The following is a 21,297-nucleotide window of genomic DNA, read 5'->3' as shown; positions in this document are numbered from 1 at the left end:
CCCTCGCCGAGGCCACCACCGACACCCACCGCCACGCCCTGCTCCAGCAGGCCGTCATCGAGCACGCCGCCACCGTCCTGCACCGCGACACCGACACCCTCACCCCCACCACCGCCTTCAACGCCATCGGCCTGGACTCCCTGATGTCCACCGGCCTGCGCACCCGACTCGAAACCGACACCGGCCTGCGCATCCCGCCCAGCGTCATGTGGGCCCAACCCACCCCCGCCGCCCTCGCCCACTACCTCCTCCAGCGCCTCACCCCCGCCCAGCGCACCGCCTGACCGCCCCGGCGCCCCCGGGCCGGTGAAAGGCGCCGACGCCGCAGGCCGCCCACACGAGGGGCGCCGGTGTTCGGCGGCCCGGCCCCGGCCCGGGAATACCGCCCGAGGAAACGGCGCCCCCCGACGACGGCGCCGCACCACACCCGCCTCGCTCCCGCCCTCACCCCCGACGCAGGACCCGCCCATGACCGTTCGACCGCCGGGCGGTGTGCCGCCGCGCTCCCGCCTCGCCGCCGCCCTGCGCGCCGTCCACCCCGTCCACGCCCCGCACTACGCCGACATCGTCCGGGACTTCCTGGCGGGGTTACTGCCCCGGAGCCGGCGCACCTCCCGCCACACCCCACCGCCGCCTGGCGCCGCCACGGCGACGGGCGCCCACCCGCCACCGGCATGGACAACCACGCCCCAGGACCCCCGCGGCGACGGCCCCGCCCCCACCCCGCGGCCGCGGAAGCCGCCCGCGGCGCAACACCAGGAAAGGACATACGTCACCATGGACACTTCGCGGCCCATCCTCATCGCCGGGCGCGGCAGGATCACCGCCACCACCGTGCTCCCGCCCGAAGGGGGGTATCCGCGCAGCGAGGTCGCCAGCGAGGGCACCGGCCGGATCACCGGTGCCCGGGCGCGCTTCCACCTCACCTACCAGCTGACCCACGTGTCGGGCATCGACGCCACCGGCACCGGCCGCCTGCTGGTCACCACCGCGCGCGGCGAGCTGATCACCGGCCACTGGCTGGGCGCAGGCAAAACCACCCGCCGCCCCACCGGAACCGTCCTCACCGGCTTCCTGGCCCTGGCCACCACCGCCCCCCGCTTCACCCACCTGGCGCAGCAGGTCCACAGCTCCTGGCTCACGGTCGACAACGACGGCACCAGCCACTTCACCATGGCCCCCTGGAAGCCCAAACTCCCGGACTGCGCTGAGGACCTCGACCTCGACCTGGACCTGTGACCCACCCGGCGGGTGCCCGCGCGGCGCCGGCCCCCGGGTTGGAGACCTCCGAACGACTTCGGGCCGGCCGAATACCGCACCGCGGCCCCGCCTGACCGCCCGCCTGGAGGCACCCCGTGCACGAGCTGCTGGAACTGATCCTCGCGCCGCAGACGACGTCTCAGGACTTCGCGGCCCTGCCCCTGCCCCAGTCCTGCCGGGCCGTCACCGTCCACAAGGACGAGACCGGCATGTTCGCCGGCCTACCGAGCCGGCACAAGGACCCCCGCCGGTCTCTGCACCTGGACCAGGTGCCGGTGCCCGAACCCGGGCCCGGCGAGGCCCTGGTGGCCGTCATGGCCAGCTCCGTGAACTACAACACCGTGTGGTCGGCGATCTTCGAGCCGGTGCCCACGTTCACGTTCCTCGAACGCTATGGCCGCACCTCGCCGCTCGCCGCTCGCCACGACCTGGCCTACCACATCCTCGGCTCCGACCTGTCGGGTGTGGTCCTGCGCACCGGCCCCGGCGTCAACGCCTGGCGGCCCGGCGACCAGGTCGTGGCGCACTGCCTGTCCGTGGAGCTGGAATCACCCGACGGGCACGACGACACCATGCTCGACCCGGCCCAGCGCATCTGGGGATACGAGACGAACTTCGGCGGCCTCGCCGAGATCGCCCTGGTCAAGTCCAACCAGCTCATGCCCAAAACCGCCCACCTCACCTGGGAGGAGGCAGCCTGCCCCGGCCTGGTCAACTCCACCGCCTACCGGCAGCTCGTCTCCCGCAACGGCGCCGCCATGAAACAGGGCGACAACGTCCTGATCTGGGGCGCCGCCGGCGGTCTGGGAAGCTACGCCACCCAACTCGCCCTCGTCGGCGGCGCCAATCCCGTCTGCGTCGTCTCCTCCACACCCAAAGCCGACATCTGCCGCGCCATGGGCGCGCAGGCGGTCATCGACCGCAGCGCCGAGGACTACCGGTTCTGGAAGGACGAGCACACCCAGGACCCGCGCGAGTGGAAGCGCTTCGGCGCACGGATCCGCGAGCTGACCGGCGGTGAGGACGTCGACATCGTCTTCGAGCACCCGGGCCGCGACACCTTCGGCGCCAGCGTCTACGTGACCCGCAAGGGCGGCACCATCGTCACCTGCGCCTCCACCAGCGGCTACACCCACCAGTACGACAACCGCTACCTGTGGATGAGCCTCAAACGCATCATCGGCACCCACTTCGCCAACTACCGCGAGGCCTGGGAAGCCAACCGCCTGATCACCAAAGGCAAAATCCACCCCACCCTCTCCAGGACCTACCCCCTCGACCAGAGCGGCCAGGCCGTCCACGACGTCCACCACAACCTTCACCACGGCAAAGTCGGCATCCTGTGCCTGGCCCCCCACGAAGGCCTGGGCGTACGCGACCACGACACGCGCGCCCGACACCTCGAGGCCATCAACCTCTTCCGCAGCCCCGTCCCATAACCGGCTCCACCGCACACGCGGCGGCAACAGGCGGCGACGACGACGAGGCGAACCCACCGATCGTGACACCACAGGCCCGTCCGGGCAGGTGCCGGCCCGCACAGCGGCCCACCACCGAGCCCGGCACCACCACGTGAAGGCCATCGCGCACGCTTTCGGCTCCTCCCGGCCTGCCGCTGCGGTGGCCCTTGAACCGTGTCTTCGGGCCCGTTGTGATGCCGACGTACAGCAGGGCACCCGATGCGTCGAACAGCCGGTAGAGAGCGGTGAGCCTGGCCGTGACCCGCTTCAACCGGGCCTCGTTCTCGTCGCACCGGCGTCTGAGCTCGGCGTCCTCCTCGAACTCCAGCCGCATCTGCTCCGGCCACCCCGGGTCCGCCTCGGCGACCACTACGTCGGCGACCGCGTACAGATCGCCCCGGCCGAACACCGTCATGTCAGGCTTCCCGAGGAACCACCGGAACCGGCGCCGCTCCGGCGGGATACAGCCGGACAGCGTCCGGGCCCGGTACTCAAGATCGGGAACATCCACGAACGTGCACCGTAGGTCACGCCCCTGACACAATCGACAGCTCCGAATATCGCACGCTTCGAATGACGCCCCCCGCCAGTCGGCGCGGACAGCTGGACGGACGACCAGCGCAAATCTCTGGCAAACGACCTGACCCGGCCCCAGCTGCTCGCGGTTTCCGCCGCCTCCAACAGGTCCAAGGGCGACCAGACCCCAGACCAGTGGAAGCCACCGGCCCAGTCGGCCTGGTGTAACTACGCCAAGGCGTGGACAGACGTGAAGGCGTTCTACAAGCTCGCCGTCACCGAGTCGGAGAAGGCCGCCCTCGGCCAGATGCTCGACACCTGCCCGGCGGGATCGTGACTGCCGGGGACCGGTCGGCTCCCGGCCCCCGGCACGAGCCGATCGTGACCTCGGGCATCACCGCGGGCCCCGGCGGCGTCATGACCGTCGAGGTCGGCGTCGTCACCGGCGACCTCACCCTGCGCACGACCTGGGACGGCTGGCAGGTGCTCCTGGACGTCCAGTACGACGGCGCCGATGAGTGGTACACCGTCGAGGGCAGCCCCGTCCCTGCCCCTGATACGGCTTCGGCCCTCGCGGTCCATGAGGCGATGGCCGATTCCATCAGACGCGGAGGCGAAACCGGGGCAGAAGGTACGGCCTAACCCCCGGTACCCGACCAGCTCCGACGACGCCGACCGCCACGGCCGAGGTACCCACCGTGCCGGAAATGCCCGTTCCGCGCCGACCATCCGCCTCACCTCGGCCGAGCACCCGCCCGGCCACCCCGGCACTACGTGGCCGAGGAGTGTGACCCCACGCAGAATGCTTCGGGGCGCCCGCGTTGGCGGGCGCCCCGAAGCATTCTTCATGACGTGCTGTGCTCCGGGGCGGGCCCACGGATGGCCTCGGAAAGCCCGACGGCGAGCACCGCGTCAGGGCCTTCTTTCCAGAGCCTCAGCGAATCACCTGATTTCTTCCGTACCGAAGCCGACCCTCCGACTCCTTCTACTTTGACTGTCATTGCCTTTTCGGAGCAGCCGACGGTCGTAAAGGGGAAGGGCTGCATCTGAGCCGACGCCAGGGTGTAGTTCCCTTCGAGAATTGTTCCCGGGAATTCCTGATGGGCATCCGAGGAGCCCACATGGCCGGCCGGACGGGGTGACCCGATCGACGTCGGCGCGGTCGTGGTCGGCTCGGTCAGAGAGTCCGGCAGGAGCGCCACCTGGCAGGATCCGTCCCTCACCGACAGGATCACGTCGGTCCCAGAAATCTCGGCGATACCCAGGACCTTCGCGACCCCCTTGGAGGGCGGGGCGTCGATGCTGCGCTGGATCGATTCACTGGCGGTCGTGGCGGCGAGTCCGTTCAGGGCCCACGGGCCGTCTCCTGCTTGCGGTGCGGTGCTACCCCCGGTGCATGCGGTCGCGAGGCCGGCCAAGAGGAGAAGTGCCGTGCCCGCGAGCCGGCTGGATCGCCGCATGTGGTGAACTCTCCTAGTTAGCCCAGTGGTTGTAGCAGAATCCTACCGCGTGGTAGGCGTCCCCACCGCCGACGTAGCGGTCACCCACCGAGGTGTCGTAGACGTCGAAGACGAAGTGGTCGAACAGCGGGTAGGCCTCGAGGGTGCCGAACTTGCCGTCCGGAACGGTGAAGTTACCGGTCTCGCTGTTGGTGGCGGTGTCCGTGACACTGAATCCGACGGTGCCGGAGACCTTCCACGCGGCGACCGACACGCTCGCCGACCACTGGCTGGCTACGGCCCTGCTCTGGGTCAGGGACAGGGTCATCGGACCCCAGCCGGTGACGATGTCCACCCGGTCCGTGCCACAGGTCTGCCCCACCTTCCGCGCGTTGCGGGTCACCAGCCACATGTTGTCCGTAGTCGACTCCTGCACCCCCTGAGAGGCGCTCACCTTCCCTGCGTCCGGGGCAGGCTCCACGGCCGGCGCCTTGCGGTCGATCGTCCAGTTCTCCGGCACCGCCCCAGGCGGAAGCTGCACCGTCGTCTCCGATGCCGGGACTGGCCCGACCGCGGGCACCGGAGCTGCCAGAGCTTGCGGAGCCGCCAACGCGAGCAGCGTTCCCACCCCGACAACGGCACCCGCCATTCGAGAAATACCTTTTCGCATTTCTTTCCCCTCCGATGGTGCGGCCATTTTTCTGTCCGGATCACCCGAACGGGTTTGATATTCGCACCCGAAACAACTCGCGGGCAAGAGGGGGCCTGGCATTTGAGCTTAAGTTGAGTAGTGGCATCGCCATAAGTCCGGAAACGCTTGCCCAATATGGACATAGGGGGAATTTATGGCTCCGAATATTGCCTTCCGGTTAACGTGAAGAACGTGAGTCAAGGTGCGCATGGGAAGCACGTTGTTTAACTGACAATTTCCGCAGGATTACGCTGGTGGACGCCGGGCTGCTAGAGACACCCCCGCCTACGGCAGAGACCGCATGACGCAAGAGCCGCCGCTCTCCACATCGGCCAGGAACCACGACCGGCCGCCATCACGGCACCCTTGAGGGTCATCGGCGGGCGATTCGGCCTCGCCACCGGCCCCGGCTTGGCATGATCGGACCACGCACCACTGGGGAGGGGGAACGCAGCGATGGCCGCCGGCTACAAGATGCTCCAAGCCCGCACGGACCAGGACGTACCGGTGAGAGCATCTCAAATCGCCTCCCTGCCCGAAGACGCCAAGCCCCTGCGCTGCCGGTACTGCCCGTGCAAGGTGGAAGGGGTGACCGCCCACTTCCGAGGCAAGGACGGACCCAACCCCACCAAGGTCGGCGCCCACTTCCGCCTCGCCGGCGGACAACGACACGAGGCCGGCTGCGCGTACAACCCGGTCGAAGTGGTGACGGCCATCGCCCGCGGCTCCCACGGCCTGGCCCACGCGGAGGACGACGGCCGGCTGCGCCTGGTGATGCCCGGCGACCTCGGCGCCTCCAAAGTCAAGCCGCCCGAGCTGGCCGACGGCGAGGCCGCCGCGGGCACCCGCTCCCTCACCTTCGCCACCACCCGGCCCACGATCCCACCCGCGCTGAACTCCGCCGCGAAGATCGTGCACTTCCTCCAGCTGCACGACTTCGACCCGGAAGCGGTCAAGCTGTTCCGCGTCGTCTACGGAGACAGCACCAAGCCGATCCCCTGGCACCGCTTCTGCTACCACCCCGACACAGCCGCCGACCTCCACCAGGTGCTCACCCACCGCCCCGGCCCGAAGCACCCGGTGGCGTTTTACGGGACCGTCAAGCGCACCTCCGAGGCGGGCGGGCACCACGCCTACGCCACCCTGGCCACCGGACAGCGCCCCCACGACGCCAGCAACACCTTCAGCGTGCGCCTGCGCACCGCGCACCCTGAGCTGCTCGAACAGCTGCGGCCCGGCCGCCACGTCCTGGCCATCGGAGCCTGGAACCTGTGGCCCGAGGCCAACGAAGCCCGACTGTGGGTCGAGGCCCACTGGCAACTGGCCTTCTGGGACACCGACCCGGCCACCGGGGCACCCCACGGCATCTCCTGCCCCAAGCCACTGCCGCCCACCACCACCCACCCAGCACCAGCCAGACGGCGCCCCGGCCCCGCACGGCCACGAACCGCTCCGCCCTCACACCGAGCAGCACCAGCACCCGCAGCGACCAAGCCGGCCGTGCCTACGGACGCCGCCGCGGAAACCCCCGCGCCCCAGCCCGCAGCCCAGGGCAAGGGCGCCGAGGTCGAAGCGCCCATCGTGCCGAAGCCACCCATCCCGCCGCGCCCCAGCTACGCCCCGACCGTCCACCTCACCGCCACCCAGCACCCGGTCCACCGGCCCGAAACACCCAGAGCGTGATCAGCCGCCGCTGTGCGGGCCGGCTCAGGGCAGGTCACAGCGGCCGGGCCCAGTGCAACCACCGCAGGCACGGCCCGGCAACCGGCCAGCACCGGATACGGTGGTGGCGAGAAGCAGGAGGAGCCCGATGAGCGTCCAGCCCGTACACCACCCGCAGCCGCAGCCTCGCGTGCCGCGCACCCCGGACGGCATTGCCGCTGCGCTGCAGGGCGGCCGCCGAATGGAGTTCTACCGCGAACTCGGCCAGGCCCCTATCGACCAGGCCGAGCAGGTCCTCACCCGCTGGTGGTGCGAGGCCGAGTTGGACGCCGACCCCAACCAGGACCGCATCATCGCCGCCGCCCGCAACGGCACCCTGCCCACCGCCACCATGGCCGACGTCCTGCGGCTGCGCCGCGAGCGGGGCGGAGACCTGCGACCTGTGGCCGGTCCTGCCGTCCGAGGCCGTCCAGGACGCCCTGTCCGATCCAGGCCTGCCCGTCGACTTGTTCTCCGCGATCGTCGCACTCACCGTCGCGATCGCCGAGGATCCCTGGCTTGAGGGCAGTACCGCGCGAGACAGCGCCGGCGACTGGCGAAGGCTCCCCATCCCTCACGGACGCGGCCTTGTCGAGTACGTCATCGACACCCAGCACCACCTCGTGCGGCTCACCCGGGTCATCCCGCTGTAACCCGACGCTGGGCCGCCGCCCCTCGGGAACGCAACGAAAAGATCGCCGCAGGCTCGCCGCATGCGACCCGGCAGCCCTGCGGGGCGGAATCACCGGCTCCCGGTGACCGGCCTGCCGTACCCGGGCGGGATCGGCGGAGGCCCGCGGTCGGGCGCACGCTCGGACGGCCGGGTCCCTCCTTCGAGGTGTCCGGCCGTCTCTGCGCCGCGCGAACTACCGACGCAGCCTCGCCGGGTCGATGTCGAGGGGGAACGGGTCGGTGAGCGCGGTGGTCTCGCCGACCTGGACGAGGCGGTCGACGTACGTGCCGCGCTCGAGGCGCCCGAGGTAGAGGCGCGGGGCGGGGTCGAGTTCGAGGCGCCAGTAGTGCGGGATGCCGGCCGCGGCGTACAGGGACGGCTTCATCTTCTTGTCGGCGACGCGGGTGGACGGCGAGGCGATCTCGATGGCCACGACGATGTCGTGCGCGCTGAGGGTGCTGCCGGCCTCGGCGGCGGCCGCCGCGTCGGCGATCACCAGGTCCGGGATCAGCAGCCCGTCGGGCACGACGACGTTGACGGCTTCCAGCACCTCCAGCGGCACGCCGGCAGAGTCGATGGCGGTGCTCAGGAGCATGGCGAAGCGGAGGCTGGCCCGCTGGTGCGGGACGCCGGGGCTCGGGCTCATCAGCAGCGCTCCCCCGACGAGCTCGATCCGGTTGCGGGGGTCTTCGGGCAGGGCCAGGACGTCCTCGACGGTCCACGGCCCGCTGTGCTCGGTGACTGCAACGCTCACAGGTCCTTCCTTTCACCCGGCGCCTGCCTTCATTGTCCCCGGCGGGGACCTCGGGCGGTACCGGCTCACGGATTCGTACGGCGGACCGGCCCGGCGGGCCGGTCACGATCGGGGTGTCACGCAGCGCCGCTGAGGGTCATCGGCTGGCGGGGGGTGCGCAGCGGGACGGCGTGGCCGCGGGCGACGGCGAGGGCGGCGTGGTGGCGGGCGAGAAGCTCGCGGGCGCGGGTGCGGGCGGCCCGGGCCAGGGCCTGCTCGTCCTCGACGCAGGGACGGTGCGCGCTCTCGGGTTCGCGCAGGCGGTTGTAGTGGCGGCGCAGGATCTCCTTCTGGGCGGCGGCTTCTTCGTCGAGGGCGGCCTGGCGGGCCTTGGCCTGCTCGCGCATCTGCTGGCGGAGCTGCTGGTAGGCGGGGTTGTCGGCGAGCGGTGGCCGGGTCGGCTGTGCGGCAGGCCGGTCGTTGCGGCGGGTGGGACGGTCGTCGGGGTCCTGGTCGTGCTGCACCACGGGGGCGGGGCCCACGCGGACGTCGATGGCCTGGACGGTGCCGGGGCGCAGCTGGTCGAGGGCGGTGAGGATGTGGCGCAGGTTGAGGCGCAGCTGGGCGGCCCAGGCCGGAGAGTCGGCGACCACACGCAGCCTGCGGGTGGTCGGGTCGTACCCGGCGAGATGCCAGTGGGCGGCCGCCTCAGCGCCGACGATCGTGGGCCAGCGGTCGCGCAGGCCCCCGCCGGCGGTGCCAAGAGTCCAGCCGTGGGCGGCGACCAGGGCGAGGAACACATCCGCAATCGGCTCGGGTTCGCGCGCGCCGCGCCGCACGACCGTGGCCTGCCGGGCAGTGCGCTGGATGAGGGCGTTGCCGCTGGTGCGGGCGGCCTGGCGGGCGGCGCGCAGGGCGGTGCGGGCGAGGTCGGCCCCGGTGGTCGCGGTCATCAGCGGCTCCCGACGCGTTCGCGCTTACGGCGGCGGGCGGCCAACTGCTCGCGGAAGGCGACACCCTCGGAGCGGTCCTCGGTCATCCAGGCCGGGACCGTGACCGGGGGCAGCTCGGCGCCGTCGATCGCCCGGGGCACCTCGGGCAGGGCGGGCTGGTCCAGCAGCGGCGCGCACAGGCCGCACGGCAGCACGGTCCGCACGTGCCGGTCGCAGTACACCAGGCGCTGCTCCTCGACCTGGTCGGCGTGGCCGCGGGTGTCCGCGGACGCCTGGGCCGGGGCGGTGCGGGCCTCGGCCGGGACCTGGTCCCGCTCGGCCTGGCGGCGGATCGCGTGCCGGTGCTGGGCACCCTCGACGTGGTACGCGCAGGTCTGGCACTCGCCACCGAGCTCCACGTCCGTGCCGGACTCGCAGCTGGGCAGATGGCAACCGCGCCGGACCAGACCGCGGTTACGTCCCGGGACGGCCAGCCAGGCGTACGGGTCACGGATCTCGTCGCGCTCCAGGACGTACCGGCGCTCCAGGCGCTGGGCAACGCGCTCGACGTCGCCGCCGACCTCGCGGATCGCCCGACCGATCGCCCGGGCCGCCTCCCGCTGCTGCCAGCGGTTCATCCGGTTCACCAAATCCGGCACCAGGCGCAGCACCTGGTGGACCTCGGCGCTGACCGTCATCGACGGCACGGCGGAGGCCTCGGTCTTCGGGTTCGTGGTCGAGCTGGGGGTCTTCTGCGGTTCCGGCGAAGCCGCCACCACGCCCGCCACGATAGCGGCCTGCTCGGCGACGGCGGGTACCGGATGGGCCGGCGCGGAGTCGCCCTCGCACACGCGGGTGTCGCGCGGTACGGACGTTTCGGCTACGCCGGAACCGCAACCACCAACGGCGCGCAGGGGCTTGTTCAGAAGAGCTTGATCAAGAGAGCTTGATTGTGGAGCCGAAACGAGGGGGGAGGGTGGAGCCAGATCGAGGGGGGAGGGTGGAGCCGAAACGAGGGGGGTCTCTACCTCCTCCACCAGGGAGAACAGGTCGAGCTGACCGGTGCAGACAGCCGAGTCCGCGACCTCCTCGACGTCGCCCGGCTCCGCCTGCGGGCGAGCCTGCTGGGGCTGCGCGAACAGTGCTTCCTGCGTCGCCACGCCGACCAGCGGGACCGGGTGCACGGTGTACCGGAACGCCCCGCCAACCTCCCCGTCCCGGCTGACCCAGCCCTCCGCCACCAGCTGCGCCGCGACCACGCGGGCGGTCTCGGTCCGCAGGCCGCACAGCGCGGCCAACTGCTTAGCCGAGGTCGTCGTCTCCAGGTGCTCCCGGTAGGACAAGGCCGCGTAGACCTTGAACCTGGTCCTGGACAGCAGGTTCCGGGCGACCGCCGAGATCCACACCGCGCGCACGTCCGGGCCGGCCTGCTCGACCCGGCGGGCGATCGTGCCGCCCTCGCGGTGCTCGCACTCCACCAGGACGCCCTCGACCCCGCGCAGCAGCGAGGCCACCGTCTTCTCGTGCAGGCCGAGCCCGCCGGCGATCGTCGCGTTCGACGCCCAGCAGTACCCGGCCTTGCTCCGGCAGTAGTCGCCCACCACGGTCACAGCCCGGATCTGGTCCCCGGTGAACTGCGCGAGCCAGGCGACCGGGAAACGGGTGCCGAACGCGTCCTCCACCATGTCGGCTTCGGTACGCGCGGGAGCCGAGGGCTCCGTCGACCCGCCGATCCGCTGGCCGGGAACGACCGGCACGGCCGGAACCGCGCGGTTCGAGCCCGATCGTGTGACACCGGAACCTTCGCCCAGATGAGTGATGTGCGTCACATTGTCGACAGTGCGCGCGGCGGATCCGACAACCGGTCCCTCTACCGGTCCCTGGACAGAACCCAAGGCTGGAGCGGGGGAGGAGAGATCTCCCCCCTCCCCCCCGGCATCGTCCGAGCTCAAGCCGGGGACACCACGCCCTTCGGCGACGGCATCGGGTGACTGGAAAGGGGTACTGACCTGCTGCAAAATGGCGTTGCTCCCTACAGCTACATGGGGACGCAGCGGCGCCCCCTCGGGGGTGTTCGTGAGAAGCACCCCTCGTGGGTGTGGACAAAGCCCCCTCCGGGGGGTGCCGAACTGCCTCCTCTCGCGTGCGGGTCGTGGTGGTGCGGGTGCAGCCGAGGCCCCTGGAAAGGCCCCGACTGCGGAACTGCGGTTGGCCCTTGGAAAGGGGCCGGTCGTGCAAGACGGCCTCTGCCAGGAGGCCGGTGGTGCGTCCCCTCTCGGGGGGCCGTGCTTGGTTCGCGCAGAACCGGTAGTGCCGCTGGTGGTCGGTTGGCGCCGATCCCCCAGCAAGCCCGCTCAACGGTGTGGAAGCCCGAGAGCAGGCAGAGCAGGACGGCCGCGTTGATCCGGGGTGGAAAACCCGGGGGAGCGGCCAGCGGGGCTAGACCCTTGGAAAGGTCCGGCCCCGCAGACGAGGGCTAGGTCACGGAACACCCCCCTTGGGGGCCGCCGCGGCCGCCCACACACACGACGACGGCACCCCGCCGGAGCGAGACCCGGGAACTCCCGGTCGACTCCACGGCGGGGTGCCGCGCGTATGAGGGGGCGCCACTGCGGGTACCCTGCATCACGTCACCACCCCTTATGTGGCTGACCGGGACGGGCCCCTGGCCGGGCGCCGATCCACTTGAACGCCGTCCGGACCCTCGGGTCCGGGCGGCGAAGTCGTTTTGATCACTACGGGGCAAAGCCTACCCCTGTGGATAACACTCGGAGTAGCCGTCGATTCACCGTGTCGATCTGGCGCGTCAGACCTCTGACGTCCAGCCAGACGAGTCACGCGGCATTGCTCTCGCCGGTCACGGTGCACTGGTCGGCGTGTTCCTTCGCCTGCTGGGAGATCAGCTGGTAGTTGAGGCGGTCCTGAGTGGTGGCGTCCGACCATCGGTCGCAGCCCCGGCACCGCCAGGTGTAGGCCTCCATCCAGCAGTCGGTCAGAACGAGGACCTCTTGCCCGGCCTGGGTGGTGAACTGACTGTCGACCTGCATCCGCATGGTGTCCTCCGGGCTCTACGGCTTGGTTGTCAGGGGCGGATGGCGCAGAGCACGGCCGTGGCGTCGTCGTGGGTCTTACCTCGGAACGTGCCGGCTTCCGTCGTCGACTCAGCGGCGCGGGTCGCGTCGATGATGTGTGTCGGTCCGTTAGACGCCAGATCGGCCATGAATCGCTCCCAGGCCCAGCCATATCGTTCGGGTAGCCGGCTGGCACCGTCGGACAGCACGGCAACGGCGCTGACCTCCGAGACGGGGACGGACTCGATCACCGCCCGGTCTGCGGCTTCCGGCTTCGTGCTGGCGACCCAGAAGCCTCCATTGTCGTTGTTCCGGAACCCGCGGACTGCATCCCGGGTGTACGACGAGAGGTGGGAGGTCCGGTCGTCGACCACGACCTGGACGCTGCCGTCGCTTCGTTGGATAGCCACAGGAGAGTCGGCCAGGGAGAGCACCTCCAGGACGTCGCCCCGCGCCCGGACCATGGCGACAGTCGACGACGGGCTGTCGGGGTTGGACATGTCGCACGTCTGGCCGTGGTCGGCTACCAGATCGCGGATCGCGGCCCGCAGGATCTCGCGCAGTTCCCCGTCGTCCGTCAGGAGAGCGGAGGAGAGGCGCGCCGCCAGCTGACGCGCGTACCAGGCCACGGAATGGATGCAGCCGGTGGGCGCCCCGGTCGCGGTCGCTCCGTCGAGCACGACCGCGAAGTGCGGGCCCGTGACGACCGCGTCCTCGTTGATTCCGCCCGGCGTCGGGGCCGTGGCGTGGGTGATCTCCAAGCTTGCCATGATGCGTGCTCCTACTCGGGCGCGTCGAACTCATAGGCGAATGTGTGGCGGTCGCCGGCCATGACGGACTGGAAGACCTCGATGGGCTGGTCCCCGGCGAAAGCGATCCGATGCAGGTGCACCACCGGTACCCCAGGGCGCAGCTGCAGACCGGAGACCTCTGTAGGTGTGGGCATCTTGGTCTCCAGTTCCTCACGGAACCGGGTGAGATGGAATCCGCGCTCCTCGAGGCGGGCGTAGCCGCCGCCAGGTCCGGTGTCCTCCTCACGGATGCGCGTGCCAGCGACGGTCTCCAGCTCGTAGTAGCTGTCGGCGAGCTGAGTGGGGGTCTGCTCGATCCACGTGCGGCGACGTCGAACGAAGACCGGCGTGTCCGTAGGGATGCCGAACCACTCAGCAACCCATGCCGGTGCCGGCACGTCGGCCAGCTCGAGGACCTCCTGGCGCCACTTCAGGCCCATGAGCTCGACCTCGGCTTGGAACGGGGCCTTGCCGGCAGTCCGGAGGTGGCGGGCGTAGCGGTCCGACCCCACTCGGATCATCGGGGGGCGCTGGACGACGAAGACCCCGCGCCCGCGCTGCCCCTCGACCAGGCCTTCGCTCTTCAGTACGGCGATGGCCTTGCGTGCCGTCTGAGGTGCGGTCTTGTACTGGTCAACCAGCTCGCTTTCGGACGGAAGCTTCTCGCCTGAGGCGATCCGCCCGGCCTTGATAGCCGCCCGCAGGTCGTCGGCGATCTGACGTGATGGCGGTCTCGGGTCGGTGGGGTCGATACTCATAGACACATCCTAACCTCGGTAGAGAGGTATTGAACAACCCCCGCGCCGGGTGCTACTTTCATCACGTCGGAACCTCGGTAGAGAGGTTGCGGGGTGTGGATGCTGCCTATGGCACGTCTCTGACCTGCGGACTTTCTAATGAGGCTCCAACGCCCAAGCTGCAAAACAGCGGTGTCATCCGCCTTCGGGCGGTGGCGGTCACTTCGGTGACGAGGGGTCGAGCCCGAGCTCCCCCACGTCGGACGCCTACATAGCAACACCGAACGACCATGAGCAGCGTGCTGCGCTGCCTGTCCGCCAGGGCCCCCGGCAAAGGGCCGGTCCTGGCGGGCGGAGAGAGCAGCAACCTCGCTCCCCGCACCTCTTCTGCCCGCTAGGAGACCCTGATGCCCGCTCGTACCCGCACCAAGCGCCGCAGCTCTCTCCCTCCGCTCAAGCTCTCGACCCTGCTCCCCAGCAGCTACAACCTCCGCCCGGACGAGGTGAACACCGTGGTCTGCCCCGACTGCCAGACCTGGCAGAGGATCATGGGGGACAAGACGCGTACCATCCGCGACCACTACTCCACCGACCTGTCCGGCGCCGAGCTAGAAGCCGGCCAGCGGGACACCCGCTGCCCCTCCGCCCGCCGGATCGTCGAGATCGACGTCAAGGTCGCGCACTGGGCGAAGCAGGTCGAAGAGGGAAGCACCCAGGTCGCCGCCCGTCGGCCGACCAGGGTGTTGAAGAAGGTGAAGGCCCCGCAGCTTCCGGCTGTCCTCCACATCGCGCAGCCCCGTCCGGCTGTCCCGGCGCCGACCGCTGCTGAGCGTGCCGACCAGTGGGCCGAGGCACTTCTGCCGACGTTCATCTCGGACGCCCTGCGCCGCATCCCGCTGTACGGCGCGCGCGGCCCGATCGTCCCGCTGGCCCTGCCGGTCGGGGCCCGGCCGATCGCTAAGAGGCCCACCGCGGACGAGGTGCTCGCAGCGAGCCCGGTACGCAAGCGCGCCGCCGCCTGATCCACCATCAGCACGAACGACCACGGCCGCCGCCGACCCCGACCTGCGGGGTGGGCGGCGGCCGTGGCTGCTCGTGCAGCCAGCACAACGAGAGCGGCCCCGGGGATTGCGCCCCCGGGGCCGTAGTCGGTCGCACCACCCACCAGAGCAGACGAGAGGACACGACCGTGACCACCATGATGGCACTCTCCGTCGACACCACCCAGGTGAGCAGCGGCACCATCGAGGACCTGTACGCCCGCTACTCCTGCCGGCTCCTGGCGGCAGCCAGCGAGCGCCTCGCCGAGATCGGCCCTGCTGCCGTCGAGCTGGACGAGGACGTCACCCAGGACGTGTGGGTGCACGTCGCCGAGCGTGGCCTGCCGGAGGGTCTGTTCGGTTTCGACGCGCTGCTGTTCCTCCTTGACCACATGGTCGCGCGGGTGAGCCGCCAGCGTCTCGAAGTCGCGGCCGGCATTGCCCTTCCTGCCCGCCGTACCGCCGACCCGGTCGACCTGGACGCGCTCACCAGCACTATCCGCGTCACGCCGGCCCCAGCGCGTCCGCTTCGCCCGGTCACCGCGAGCCGCGCGGTCGATGGCCGCCTTCGCGACCTCCCGCTGGCCGGGTGAGCGCGATGGACCCGATCCAGGAAGCCGCCGAACTCCAACGCCAGATCGCGGCCCAGCAGGCCGCGCTCGAGGCGCAGCGCGCTGCCGAGCGGCAGCTGGCCGAGCAGCTGCGCCAGCAGCAGAGAGGCATGCAGTGATCATCACCTGCCTCTGCCGGGCGTTCGGCAATGGCGCCAGCGCCCGTGCCTTTGTGGTCGCCTGACCAGTGTGTTTTCTCCTGCGCCGCTGCCCGTCGCCTCCGCCCCCGACAGCCCGGGGCGGGGACGGCGGGGGGACGGCAGGAGCTGCTCCCACCAACAGCGACGGCCCCGGGAAGGCGATCCCGGGGCCGTCATTGTCGCGCCTATCAGAGAGGCAACGACTGTGCTGCACACCATGATTGCACGCCCCGCGTTGAACCTGGCCCCGGGGGACAGCGACCCGGACATGGACGAGGCCCTGCGCCGCGTCCGGAGCGGGGGTCGGTGATGGCCGGCCGCAGCTTTGCCGGCGGCGGGACCCCGGTGGCCAAGCCCGGTACGCCCGGTAAGCCGAAGGGCGGGAAGCGATGACCACGCCCACGGCGTTCGGCACCGGCACCGGCACCGGCACCGGCCTGACTGCGCAGGACCCGGCCCTACTCGCGCCGCGCCCCGGTCTGTACCTGCGGCAGTGCCCGGGCGGCATCGTCGCGTACCTGACCGGCTGCCAGGACACCGTGCACACCGTGCGGGCCCTGGCCCTGACCGTCCTGCTCGCCCACGGCGTCGACCTGGAGACCGCCGAGTCCGCGCAGCTGGTCCTCTCCGAGCTGCTCGGCAACGCCGTGCGCGCTGGCGGGGACCACGTCCCGCTGGTCGTGGAGGTCCACCGCTCCCGGGGAGCGGACGCGGTCGTCGCGGTCCATGACCCGTTCGCCGACGCCGGTCCGCGCCGCACCAGCACCCCCGCGGACAGCGACGAGGCCGAGTCCGGCCGCGGCCTGACCCTGCTCGACGTCCTCGCCCCCGGCTGGACTGTTCAGGCCTCGCCGATCGGCAAGGCGATCCGCTGCCGCGTCCGCGCAGCCGGCTGACCGACCGCCCTTCCCCTCTACGCCCGCTGCGCCCCGGACCTCGGCCCTGGGCGCAGCGGGCGCTCCGTGAACTTCCCTGGCCCGGAGGCCACCATGAAGCAGCGTTCCCGTATCTCCTCCCCCGCCCGGCGCGCGTACTACTGCGCGGAGAGCACCCGCCGCTGGATCGCCCGGCAGATCGGCCCGCGCCGCGTCGGCGGCATCTACCGGGGCGCCTACGCCAGCGACATCCCCTACGAGGTCCTGGCGATCGACCCGGGCCCGCGCGAGGGCTGGCCGACCTGGCAGATCACTGTGCGCACCGTCGGCGAGGACCGGATCCGCCGGCACTGCACGGCCTGGGACCACGAGCGCGACGTGGTCATCAAGCAGCCCGAGGACGAGAACTTCGCCCAGGCGTGGGCGGCCTGGCAGCTGACCCACAACCCGGACCCGTGGACGCGGCGCGAGGCGGACAGCCCGGCGTGGCAGCACGTCCTGGACGAGATCGCCCACCCGGTGAGCACCGCCGCGTTCCAGCAGCTCGCCCACACCGCCCGGATCAACTGACCGAGAGGAGCCCGCACCATGAGCAAGATCATGCTCACGACCGCCGCCGAGACCGACTGGCGGATGCGCGCGGTGTGCCGCGAAGAGGACCCGGAGCTGTTCTTCCCGATCGGGAACAGCGGACCGGCCCTGCTGCAGATCGAGGAAGCCCGATCCGTCTGCCGTCGATGCCCGGTGATGGAGGACTGCCTCCAGTGGGCGCTCGAGACCGGTGAGAACGCCGGCGTGTGGGGCGGGATGAGCGAGGACGAGCGGCGGACGTTGAAGCGCCGCGCCGCCCGCAACCGCGCCCGGACCGCCTGACCGCCCGCAGCGGTTGCTGCCGTTCGCCCCCGCCCCGGACCGTCGGCGCGGGGGCGTTCGACGGTGCCCGACGCACCGGCGCCACCACTTCGACGGAGGAAACCATGTTCGTGATCAGCCTCGGGGACTTCGACAAGATCGCCCAGCAGCTCGAAGGCCGTCACCACCAGAACTACCTGGGCACCGCGAAGACCGAGTTCAACAACCTCGTCTTCATCTTCAAGCCGTTCACGGGTACCGAGAAGGAACCGGTGATGCCGGCGGAGGCATGGCAGGACGAGTCCCTCACCCGTGCCGCCCGCGAGGCCCTGGCCGCCGAGTACGAGGACGCCCGCAGGCTGTGGCTCGACGCCAGGTACGTCCGCGAGTTGAAGGCCGCGGGCATCGGCGCCGCCGAGCTGTGGACCGCCTACACCCATGCCCGCCAGGAGATGGACCGGCTCTTCGCCTCCCTGGACTCCACCGCCGATACCCACTGGCGCTCGACCGTCTCCCGGCTGGTCACCGCCCAGGAGAAGACGCTGGCGGAGGCTACGGCCTGGGACCGCAAGGCCCGGACCATCGTCGACGTCCACAACGCCCACAACTACAGCAACCTGTCCGAGCGCGAGGCCTGCGAGAAGGCCGGTCTCGACACGGCCTGGGAGTTCGGCGCCCGCAGCGACTACGACGGCTGGGGCCGCACCCCGCTGAACCGGGACGTCTTCAACGCTGTCGAGCGCCAGCGCGAGCACCTGCGCCAGGTCGCGGACCTGACCGGCGACCACCAGGCCTGACCAACACGTCGGTCGGTTGTCGTTCGTCCCCGCCCCGGACCGCCGGGTGCGGGGGCGTTCGACGGTGCCCGACGCACCGCCCGCCGGCCCCGGCGGGACCGGAGAGGAGAAGCCCCGATGTTCGAGCGCCTGCGCAACGTCATCACCGACACCGCCACCGATTTCCACGGTCAGCGGGAGTTCACCCGCGACATCAACGCCCAGGTCGCGGCCGGCGACCGCGAGGCCGCCGCCGCCTTCCGCACCGGCACCTTCGCCGCCACCTTCACCTGGCGCGGCCTGTGCGCCCGCGGCGAGGAGGTCTCCCACTACGTCCGGCTGGTGATGGACGCCGACGGCACCGCCGACCGCGTCGCCTGGCTGCGCCGCCCCTGATCCGCCGCGCTTGACCGCGCACCCCTATATAGAGGAGGAGCCCGCTGTGGCTGCCCGCACCCGCACTCCAGCCCGCCGCCCGGCGCAGACCAAGACCGCCACGACGAAGACCACCACGGCCACGGCCGTGCCGGTGCCCCGCGAGGAGACGGCCGACCGGGCCGGCGCCGACGCGCTGCTCGAGACCGCCCGCGCGGAGGCCGACCAGCTGCGCACCGCCGCACAGGCCGATGCCGACCAGCTGCTCGCCGAGGCCCGCCAGAAGCTGGCCGATGCCGAGCAGCACGCCGAGGACGTCCTGGCGCAGGCCGGCACCGTCCTGGCGCAGGCCGAGGCGCAGGCGAAGGCGACGGCCGCCGAGCTGGAGGAGCGGCTGGCCGTCGCCCGCGACGAGCTCGCCGACGCCGTGAAGCAGCGCACCGCCGCCGAGCAGCACGTCGCCCGCCTGGCGGCGCTGACCGAGCAGCAGATCGCGGCGGCCGAGGACACGGTGGCCCGGGCCCGGACGATCGCCGACGGCGACCTCGCCGCGGCCGAGCAGACCGTCGCCCGCCGCCGCCAGGCCGCCGAGAAGCTCCAGCGCGAGGCCGAGGCCGAAGGCGAGCGGATCGTCGGCGCGGCCCGGGAGCGGGCGCAGCACATCATCGCCGAGGCCGAGCAGGCGAAGGAGCAGGTGCGGGCGGAGGCCGAGCGGGCCGCCGCGCACGCCGAGCACCTGGTCGCCGAGGCCAAGAAGCAGGCGGTGGACCTGGTCGCCCTGGCCGAGCAGGACGCCGAGGCCCGCCGGGAGTCGGCGGCCCGGGCGCGTGAGGAGGCCGAGACCGACGCGGAGCAGCTGCGCGGTCAGGCCCGGGCGGCCGTGGAGGCCGCGGAGGAGGAGGCGGCGCAGATGCTGGACCAGGCGAGGGAGCAGGCGGGCGAGCTGCTCGCGGGTGCCGAGGCGCAGGCCGAGCAGCGCGAGCGGGAGGCCGCCGAGGTGCTGGCCGCCGCGCAGGGCCAGGCTGAGGAGGCGGTGGCCGAGGTGAAGGCGCGGGCGGAGGCGACGGCGTCGGGTCTCATCCGCAAGGCGGAGGAGGAGGCCACCGGGCACCTGTCCGGCGCCAGGGAGCAGGCCCAGCGGTTGGTCGGCGACGCCGAGGACCGGGTGCGCGAGGTGCTCGGCGCCGGCGCCCGCCAGCAGGCCGACGCGCAGGCGCGCCTCGCGGCGATCCGTCAGGAGGCCGAGCGGGCCGAGGTCCTGGTCGCCAAGACCCAGGTCCGCAAGAAGTTCGTCGACACCTGGGGGCCCAGGGTCGCGCTCTCCGCGACGATCGTCCTCACCGCCTCGGGTGAGTTCGCGCTCGCGCGGATGTCCGGCTGGCCCTGGCAGGTCGCCTGGGCGCTGCCGCTCAGCATCGACGTCTACGTGGTGCAGGCCTTCCGCCGCCACCGGGACGTGCCCGGCGCGATCCTGCTGATGGTCGCCGCGAACGCGGTCTACCACCTGGCGGCGGCCGGCCTGGTCGGCGTGCACACCGAGGGACCGCACAAGGGCGAGCCGCTGTGGTGGCTCATTGTGACGGTCGCGGCGATCGCGCCGTGGGTGATGTGGCGCCTGCACCACATCACCGCCGAGGACGAGAGCGGCCACGGCGACGGTGGGACCGGGCCCGCTGAGACTGAGACCGAGCCGGGCGACGGTGAGACCGACGACTCGGTCTACGGCAGTCTCAGCGACGACTTCGCGGCACTCTCACCCGAGACGGGCGCCGACCCGGACCGTGCGCGAGACCCGCGTGAGATCGAGCCCGGCCAGGTTGAGACCGGCGGCCGTGAGACCGGCCGCCCGATGCGACTGGTTGAGACCGGCGGCGGCGAGCGTGAGACCCGCAGGTCAGAGGGTGAGACCGACGGTGAGACCGGGCCGGGCAGGGCGCTCGCCAAGCGCGGTGGTGAGACCAAGAGGCGCCCTTCCCCTCAGGACGCCGAGATCGAGGGCGAGATCACCGCGCTGCTCAGTCTCATGCACCGCCGGGGCGGCGCCGACCAGGTCTCACTGGACGACGCCGAGGACGTCATCGGCAAGAGCCGGGCGACGGCCGCGCGGCGCCTTGAGACCGCGCGGAGCCGCTACCGCAAGACCGGCTGAGACCGAGCCGCCCGCTGACGCCCCGACAAGGCGCCCGGCAGCGGCCCGGCCTCACCGCAGCAGTCACGGAGAGCTACCAAAACAGCTGTCGGTCTCTCCGGTGGCCACCAGGGCGAGGAAAGCGCCCTGGTGACCGCCGAAGGCGCCGAGCGCCGAGCACCACCGTACCGAGCGCAGCCCCAGCGAAGGAGCTTCCCCGATGAACATCCCGGAGTACCTGGTCGGCCTCGTGCTGGTCTGCCTGGTCGTCATCTTGGCCCTGGCCACCCCGCTGTTCCTGGTCCACGCCCGCACCGAGCACGACCACGGCCCGGACTGCTGGTGGTGCCACCCCCGGCTGCGCCGCCGCTGACCTGCCCGGCCTCTCCGCTGGCCGCCAGCACGCCCTGCGTTCTGGTGGTCGGCGAAGGCGCCGTGGCGCCGAGCACCACGCAGTGACCCGGCCGTCCGGCCGGAGCCCGGGTCCGCGAGACCA

25 protein-coding genes are annotated in these 21,297 nt (G+C 71.5%); 16 read left to right on the top strand and 9 right to left on the bottom strand.

Going from position 1 to position 21,297, the window contains the following annotated elements; all coding sequences use genetic code 11:
• The 3 genes from ACZ4WV_RS29735 to ccrA form a co-directional block, all read left to right on the top strand.
• Nucleotides 1-284 (top strand): acyl carrier protein (locus tag ACZ4WV_RS29735; RefSeq protein WP_465751724.1); only part of this gene is annotated, 284 nt, incomplete at its 5' end.
• Nucleotides 285-468: 184 nt separating this feature from the next.
• Nucleotides 469-1,239, top strand: a complete 771-nt coding sequence (locus ACZ4WV_RS29730; RefSeq protein WP_465751723.1) for a hypothetical protein — start codon at nt 469-471, stop codon at nt 1,237-1,239.
• Nucleotides 1,240-1,355: 116 nt separating this feature from the next.
• The gene (gene ccrA, locus ACZ4WV_RS29725; protein WP_465751722.1) at nt 1,356-2,699 is read left to right on the top strand and encodes a crotonyl-CoA carboxylase/reductase; all 1,344 of its coding nucleotides are present in this window, start codon (nt 1,356-1,358) and stop codon (nt 2,697-2,699) included.
• Here ccrA and ACZ4WV_RS29720 read toward each other — a convergent pair.
• Nucleotides 2,671-3,231, bottom strand: a complete 561-nt coding sequence (locus tag ACZ4WV_RS29720) for a GIY-YIG nuclease family protein (RefSeq protein WP_465751721.1) — start codon at nt 3,229-3,231, stop codon at nt 2,671-2,673. The genes ccrA and ACZ4WV_RS29720 overlap by 29 nt on opposite strands.
• A gap of 386 nt (nt 3,232-3,617) precedes the next feature.
• Between ACZ4WV_RS29720 and ACZ4WV_RS29715 the strand changes: the two genes are divergently transcribed.
• On the top strand, nt 3,618-3,878 hold the full coding sequence (locus ACZ4WV_RS29715) for a hypothetical protein (protein WP_465751720.1): 261 nt from the start codon (nt 3,618-3,620) through the stop codon (nt 3,876-3,878).
• 203 nt (nt 3,879-4,081) lie between these two features.
• Here the strand turns inward: ACZ4WV_RS29715 and ACZ4WV_RS29710 are convergent, their stop codons facing one another.
• Nucleotides 4,082-4,696 carry a hypothetical protein gene (locus tag ACZ4WV_RS29710; protein WP_465751719.1) on the bottom strand — a complete coding sequence of 205 codons (615 nt, stop codon included), beginning with the start codon at nt 4,694-4,696 and terminating at the stop codon, nt 4,082-4,084.
• Between the two features lie 13 nt (nt 4,697-4,709).
• Nucleotides 4,710-5,216 carry a hypothetical protein gene (locus ACZ4WV_RS29705; protein WP_465751718.1) on the bottom strand — a complete coding sequence of 169 codons (507 nt, stop codon included), beginning with the start codon at nt 5,214-5,216 and terminating at the stop codon, nt 4,710-4,712.
• 606 nt (nt 5,217-5,822) lie between these two features.
• Here ACZ4WV_RS29705 and ACZ4WV_RS29700 point away from each other — a divergent pair.
• Both ACZ4WV_RS29700 and ACZ4WV_RS29695 read left to right on the top strand, forming a co-directional pair.
• Nucleotides 5,823-7,049, top strand: a complete 1,227-nt coding sequence (locus ACZ4WV_RS29700; protein ID WP_465751717.1) for a hypothetical protein — start codon at nt 5,823-5,825, stop codon at nt 7,047-7,049.
• Between the two features lie 127 nt (nt 7,050-7,176).
• Nucleotides 7,177-7,590 (top strand): hypothetical protein, encoded by a 414-nt coding sequence (locus tag ACZ4WV_RS29695; protein WP_465751716.1) that lies wholly within the window; start codon nt 7,177-7,179, stop codon nt 7,588-7,590.
• 343 nt (nt 7,591-7,933) lie between these two features.
• On the opposite strand, the gene ACZ4WV_RS29690 is transcribed toward ACZ4WV_RS29695, so the two are convergent.
• The 6 genes from ACZ4WV_RS29690 to ACZ4WV_RS29665 all read right to left on the bottom strand — a co-directional run bounded on the left by ACZ4WV_RS29690 (nt 7,934) and on the right by ACZ4WV_RS29665 (nt 14,025).
• A complete protein-coding gene (locus tag ACZ4WV_RS29690; protein WP_465751715.1) occupies nt 7,934-8,494 on the bottom strand; it encodes a Uma2 family endonuclease in 561 nt (186 codons plus the stop codon).
• Nucleotides 8,495-8,610: 116 nt separating this feature from the next.
• Nucleotides 8,611-9,426 carry a DciA family protein gene (locus ACZ4WV_RS29685; RefSeq protein ID WP_465751714.1) on the bottom strand — a complete coding sequence of 272 codons (816 nt, stop codon included), beginning with the start codon at nt 9,424-9,426 and terminating at the stop codon, nt 8,611-8,613.
• Nucleotides 9,426-11,090: a hypothetical protein gene (locus ACZ4WV_RS29680; RefSeq protein WP_465751713.1), complete on the bottom strand. Its 1,665-nt coding sequence runs from the start codon at nt 11,088-11,090 to the stop codon at nt 9,426-9,428. Before ACZ4WV_RS29680 ends, ACZ4WV_RS29685 begins: the two co-directional genes overlap by 1 nt.
• A gap of 1,149 nt (nt 11,091-12,239) precedes the next feature.
• The gene (locus ACZ4WV_RS29675) at nt 12,240-12,452 is read right to left on the bottom strand and encodes a hypothetical protein (RefSeq protein ID WP_465751712.1); all 213 of its coding nucleotides are present in this window, start codon (nt 12,450-12,452) and stop codon (nt 12,240-12,242) included.
• A 35-nt stretch (nt 12,453-12,487) separates the two neighbouring features.
• On the bottom strand, nt 12,488-13,237 hold the full coding sequence (locus tag ACZ4WV_RS29670; protein WP_465751711.1) for a protein phosphatase 2C domain-containing protein: 750 nt from the start codon (nt 13,235-13,237) through the stop codon (nt 12,488-12,490).
• A 20-nt stretch (nt 13,238-13,257) separates the two neighbouring features.
• Nucleotides 13,258-14,025: a GntR family transcriptional regulator gene (locus tag ACZ4WV_RS29665; protein ID WP_465751710.1), complete on the bottom strand. Its 768-nt coding sequence runs from the start codon at nt 14,023-14,025 to the stop codon at nt 13,258-13,260.
• 386 nt (nt 14,026-14,411) lie between these two features.
• On the opposite strand from ACZ4WV_RS29665, the gene ACZ4WV_RS29660 reads away from it, so the two are divergent.
• From ACZ4WV_RS29660 to ACZ4WV_RS29615, 10 genes are all read left to right on the top strand, one after another.
• On the top strand, nt 14,412-15,026 hold the full coding sequence (locus tag ACZ4WV_RS29660) for a hypothetical protein (RefSeq protein WP_465751709.1): 615 nt from the start codon (nt 14,412-14,414) through the stop codon (nt 15,024-15,026).
• Nucleotides 15,027-15,193: 167 nt separating this feature from the next.
• A complete protein-coding gene (locus ACZ4WV_RS29655; RefSeq protein WP_465751708.1) occupies nt 15,194-15,637 on the top strand; it encodes a hypothetical protein in 444 nt (147 codons plus the stop codon).
• A gap of 5 nt (nt 15,638-15,642) precedes the next feature.
• Nucleotides 15,643-15,774 carry a hypothetical protein gene (locus tag ACZ4WV_RS29650; protein WP_465751707.1) on the top strand — a complete coding sequence of 44 codons (132 nt, stop codon included), beginning with the start codon at nt 15,643-15,645 and terminating at the stop codon, nt 15,772-15,774.
• Between the two features lie 410 nt (nt 15,775-16,184).
• Complete coding sequence (locus ACZ4WV_RS29645; protein ID WP_465751706.1) at nt 16,185-16,691, top strand: ATP-binding protein; 507 nt, start codon at nt 16,185-16,187, stop codon at nt 16,689-16,691.
• A 93-nt stretch (nt 16,692-16,784) separates the two neighbouring features.
• Entirely contained in the window at nt 16,785-17,240 is a 456-nt protein-coding gene (locus ACZ4WV_RS29640) for a hypothetical protein (RefSeq protein ID WP_465751705.1), read from the top strand.
• Nucleotides 17,241-17,270: 30 nt separating this feature from the next.
• Nucleotides 17,271-17,543, top strand: coding sequence for a WhiB family transcriptional regulator (locus ACZ4WV_RS29635; protein WP_465751726.1), 273 nt, complete (start codon nt 17,271-17,273; stop codon nt 17,541-17,543).
• Nucleotides 17,544-17,647: 104 nt separating this feature from the next.
• Nucleotides 17,648-18,319 carry a hypothetical protein gene (locus tag ACZ4WV_RS29630; RefSeq protein ID WP_465751704.1) on the top strand — a complete coding sequence of 224 codons (672 nt, stop codon included), beginning with the start codon at nt 17,648-17,650 and terminating at the stop codon, nt 18,317-18,319.
• A gap of 117 nt (nt 18,320-18,436) precedes the next feature.
• The gene (locus ACZ4WV_RS29625) at nt 18,437-18,694 is read left to right on the top strand and encodes a hypothetical protein (protein ID WP_465751703.1); all 258 of its coding nucleotides are present in this window, start codon (nt 18,437-18,439) and stop codon (nt 18,692-18,694) included.
• A 46-nt stretch (nt 18,695-18,740) separates the two neighbouring features.
• A complete protein-coding gene (locus tag ACZ4WV_RS29620) occupies nt 18,741-20,822 on the top strand; it encodes a coiled-coil domain-containing protein (RefSeq protein ID WP_465751702.1) in 2,082 nt (693 codons plus the stop codon).
• Nucleotides 20,823-21,021: 199 nt separating this feature from the next.
• Entirely contained in the window at nt 21,022-21,174 is a 153-nt protein-coding gene (locus ACZ4WV_RS29615; RefSeq protein WP_465751701.1) for a hypothetical protein, read from the top strand.
• The last annotated feature ends 123 nt before the right edge of the window (nt 21,175-21,297 follow it).

Source organism: Kitasatospora sp. NPDC029312, from assembly GCF_055569215.1.
This window is presented reverse-complemented; position numbering and strand designations above follow the sequence as displayed.

Coding starts and splice junctions, on each gene's coding strand:
- ACZ4WV_RS29730 (WP_465751723.1), top strand. CDS start 469: ATGACCGTTCGACCGCCGGGCGGTGTGCCGCCGCGCTCCCGCCTCGCC.
- ACZ4WV_RS29710 (WP_465751719.1), bottom strand. CDS start 4,696: ATGCGGCGATCCAGCCGGCTCGCGGGCACGGCACTTCTCCTCTTGGCC.
- ACZ4WV_RS29700 (WP_465751717.1), top strand. CDS start 5,823: ATGGCCGCCGGCTACAAGATGCTCCAAGCCCGCACGGACCAGGACGTA.
- ACZ4WV_RS29695 (WP_465751716.1), top strand. CDS start 7,177: ATGAGCGTCCAGCCCGTACACCACCCGCAGCCGCAGCCTCGCGTGCCG.
- ACZ4WV_RS29685 (WP_465751714.1), bottom strand. CDS start 9,426: ATGACCGCGACCACCGGGGCCGACCTCGCCCGCACCGCCCTGCGCGCC.
- ACZ4WV_RS29680 (WP_465751713.1), bottom strand. CDS start 11,090: ATGGTGGAGGACGCGTTCGGCACCCGTTTCCCGGTCGCCTGGCTCGCG.
- ACZ4WV_RS29675 (WP_465751712.1), bottom strand. CDS start 12,452: ATGCAGGTCGACAGTCAGTTCACCACCCAGGCCGGGCAAGAGGTCCTC.
- ACZ4WV_RS29665 (WP_465751710.1), bottom strand. CDS start 14,025: ATGAGTATCGACCCCACCGACCCGAGACCGCCATCACGTCAGATCGCC.
- ACZ4WV_RS29660 (WP_465751709.1), top strand. CDS start 14,412: ATGCCCGCTCGTACCCGCACCAAGCGCCGCAGCTCTCTCCCTCCGCTC.
- ACZ4WV_RS29650 (WP_465751707.1), top strand. CDS start 15,643: ATGGACCCGATCCAGGAAGCCGCCGAACTCCAACGCCAGATCGCGGCC.
- ACZ4WV_RS29645 (WP_465751706.1), top strand. CDS start 16,185: ATGACCACGCCCACGGCGTTCGGCACCGGCACCGGCACCGGCACCGGC.
- ACZ4WV_RS29640 (WP_465751705.1), top strand. CDS start 16,785: ATGAAGCAGCGTTCCCGTATCTCCTCCCCCGCCCGGCGCGCGTACTAC.
- ACZ4WV_RS29635 (WP_465751726.1), top strand. CDS start 17,271: ATGCTCACGACCGCCGCCGAGACCGACTGGCGGATGCGCGCGGTGTGC.
- ACZ4WV_RS29630 (WP_465751704.1), top strand. CDS start 17,648: ATGTTCGTGATCAGCCTCGGGGACTTCGACAAGATCGCCCAGCAGCTC.
- ACZ4WV_RS29625 (WP_465751703.1), top strand. CDS start 18,437: ATGTTCGAGCGCCTGCGCAACGTCATCACCGACACCGCCACCGATTTC.
- ACZ4WV_RS29615 (WP_465751701.1), top strand. CDS start 21,022: ATGAACATCCCGGAGTACCTGGTCGGCCTCGTGCTGGTCTGCCTGGTC.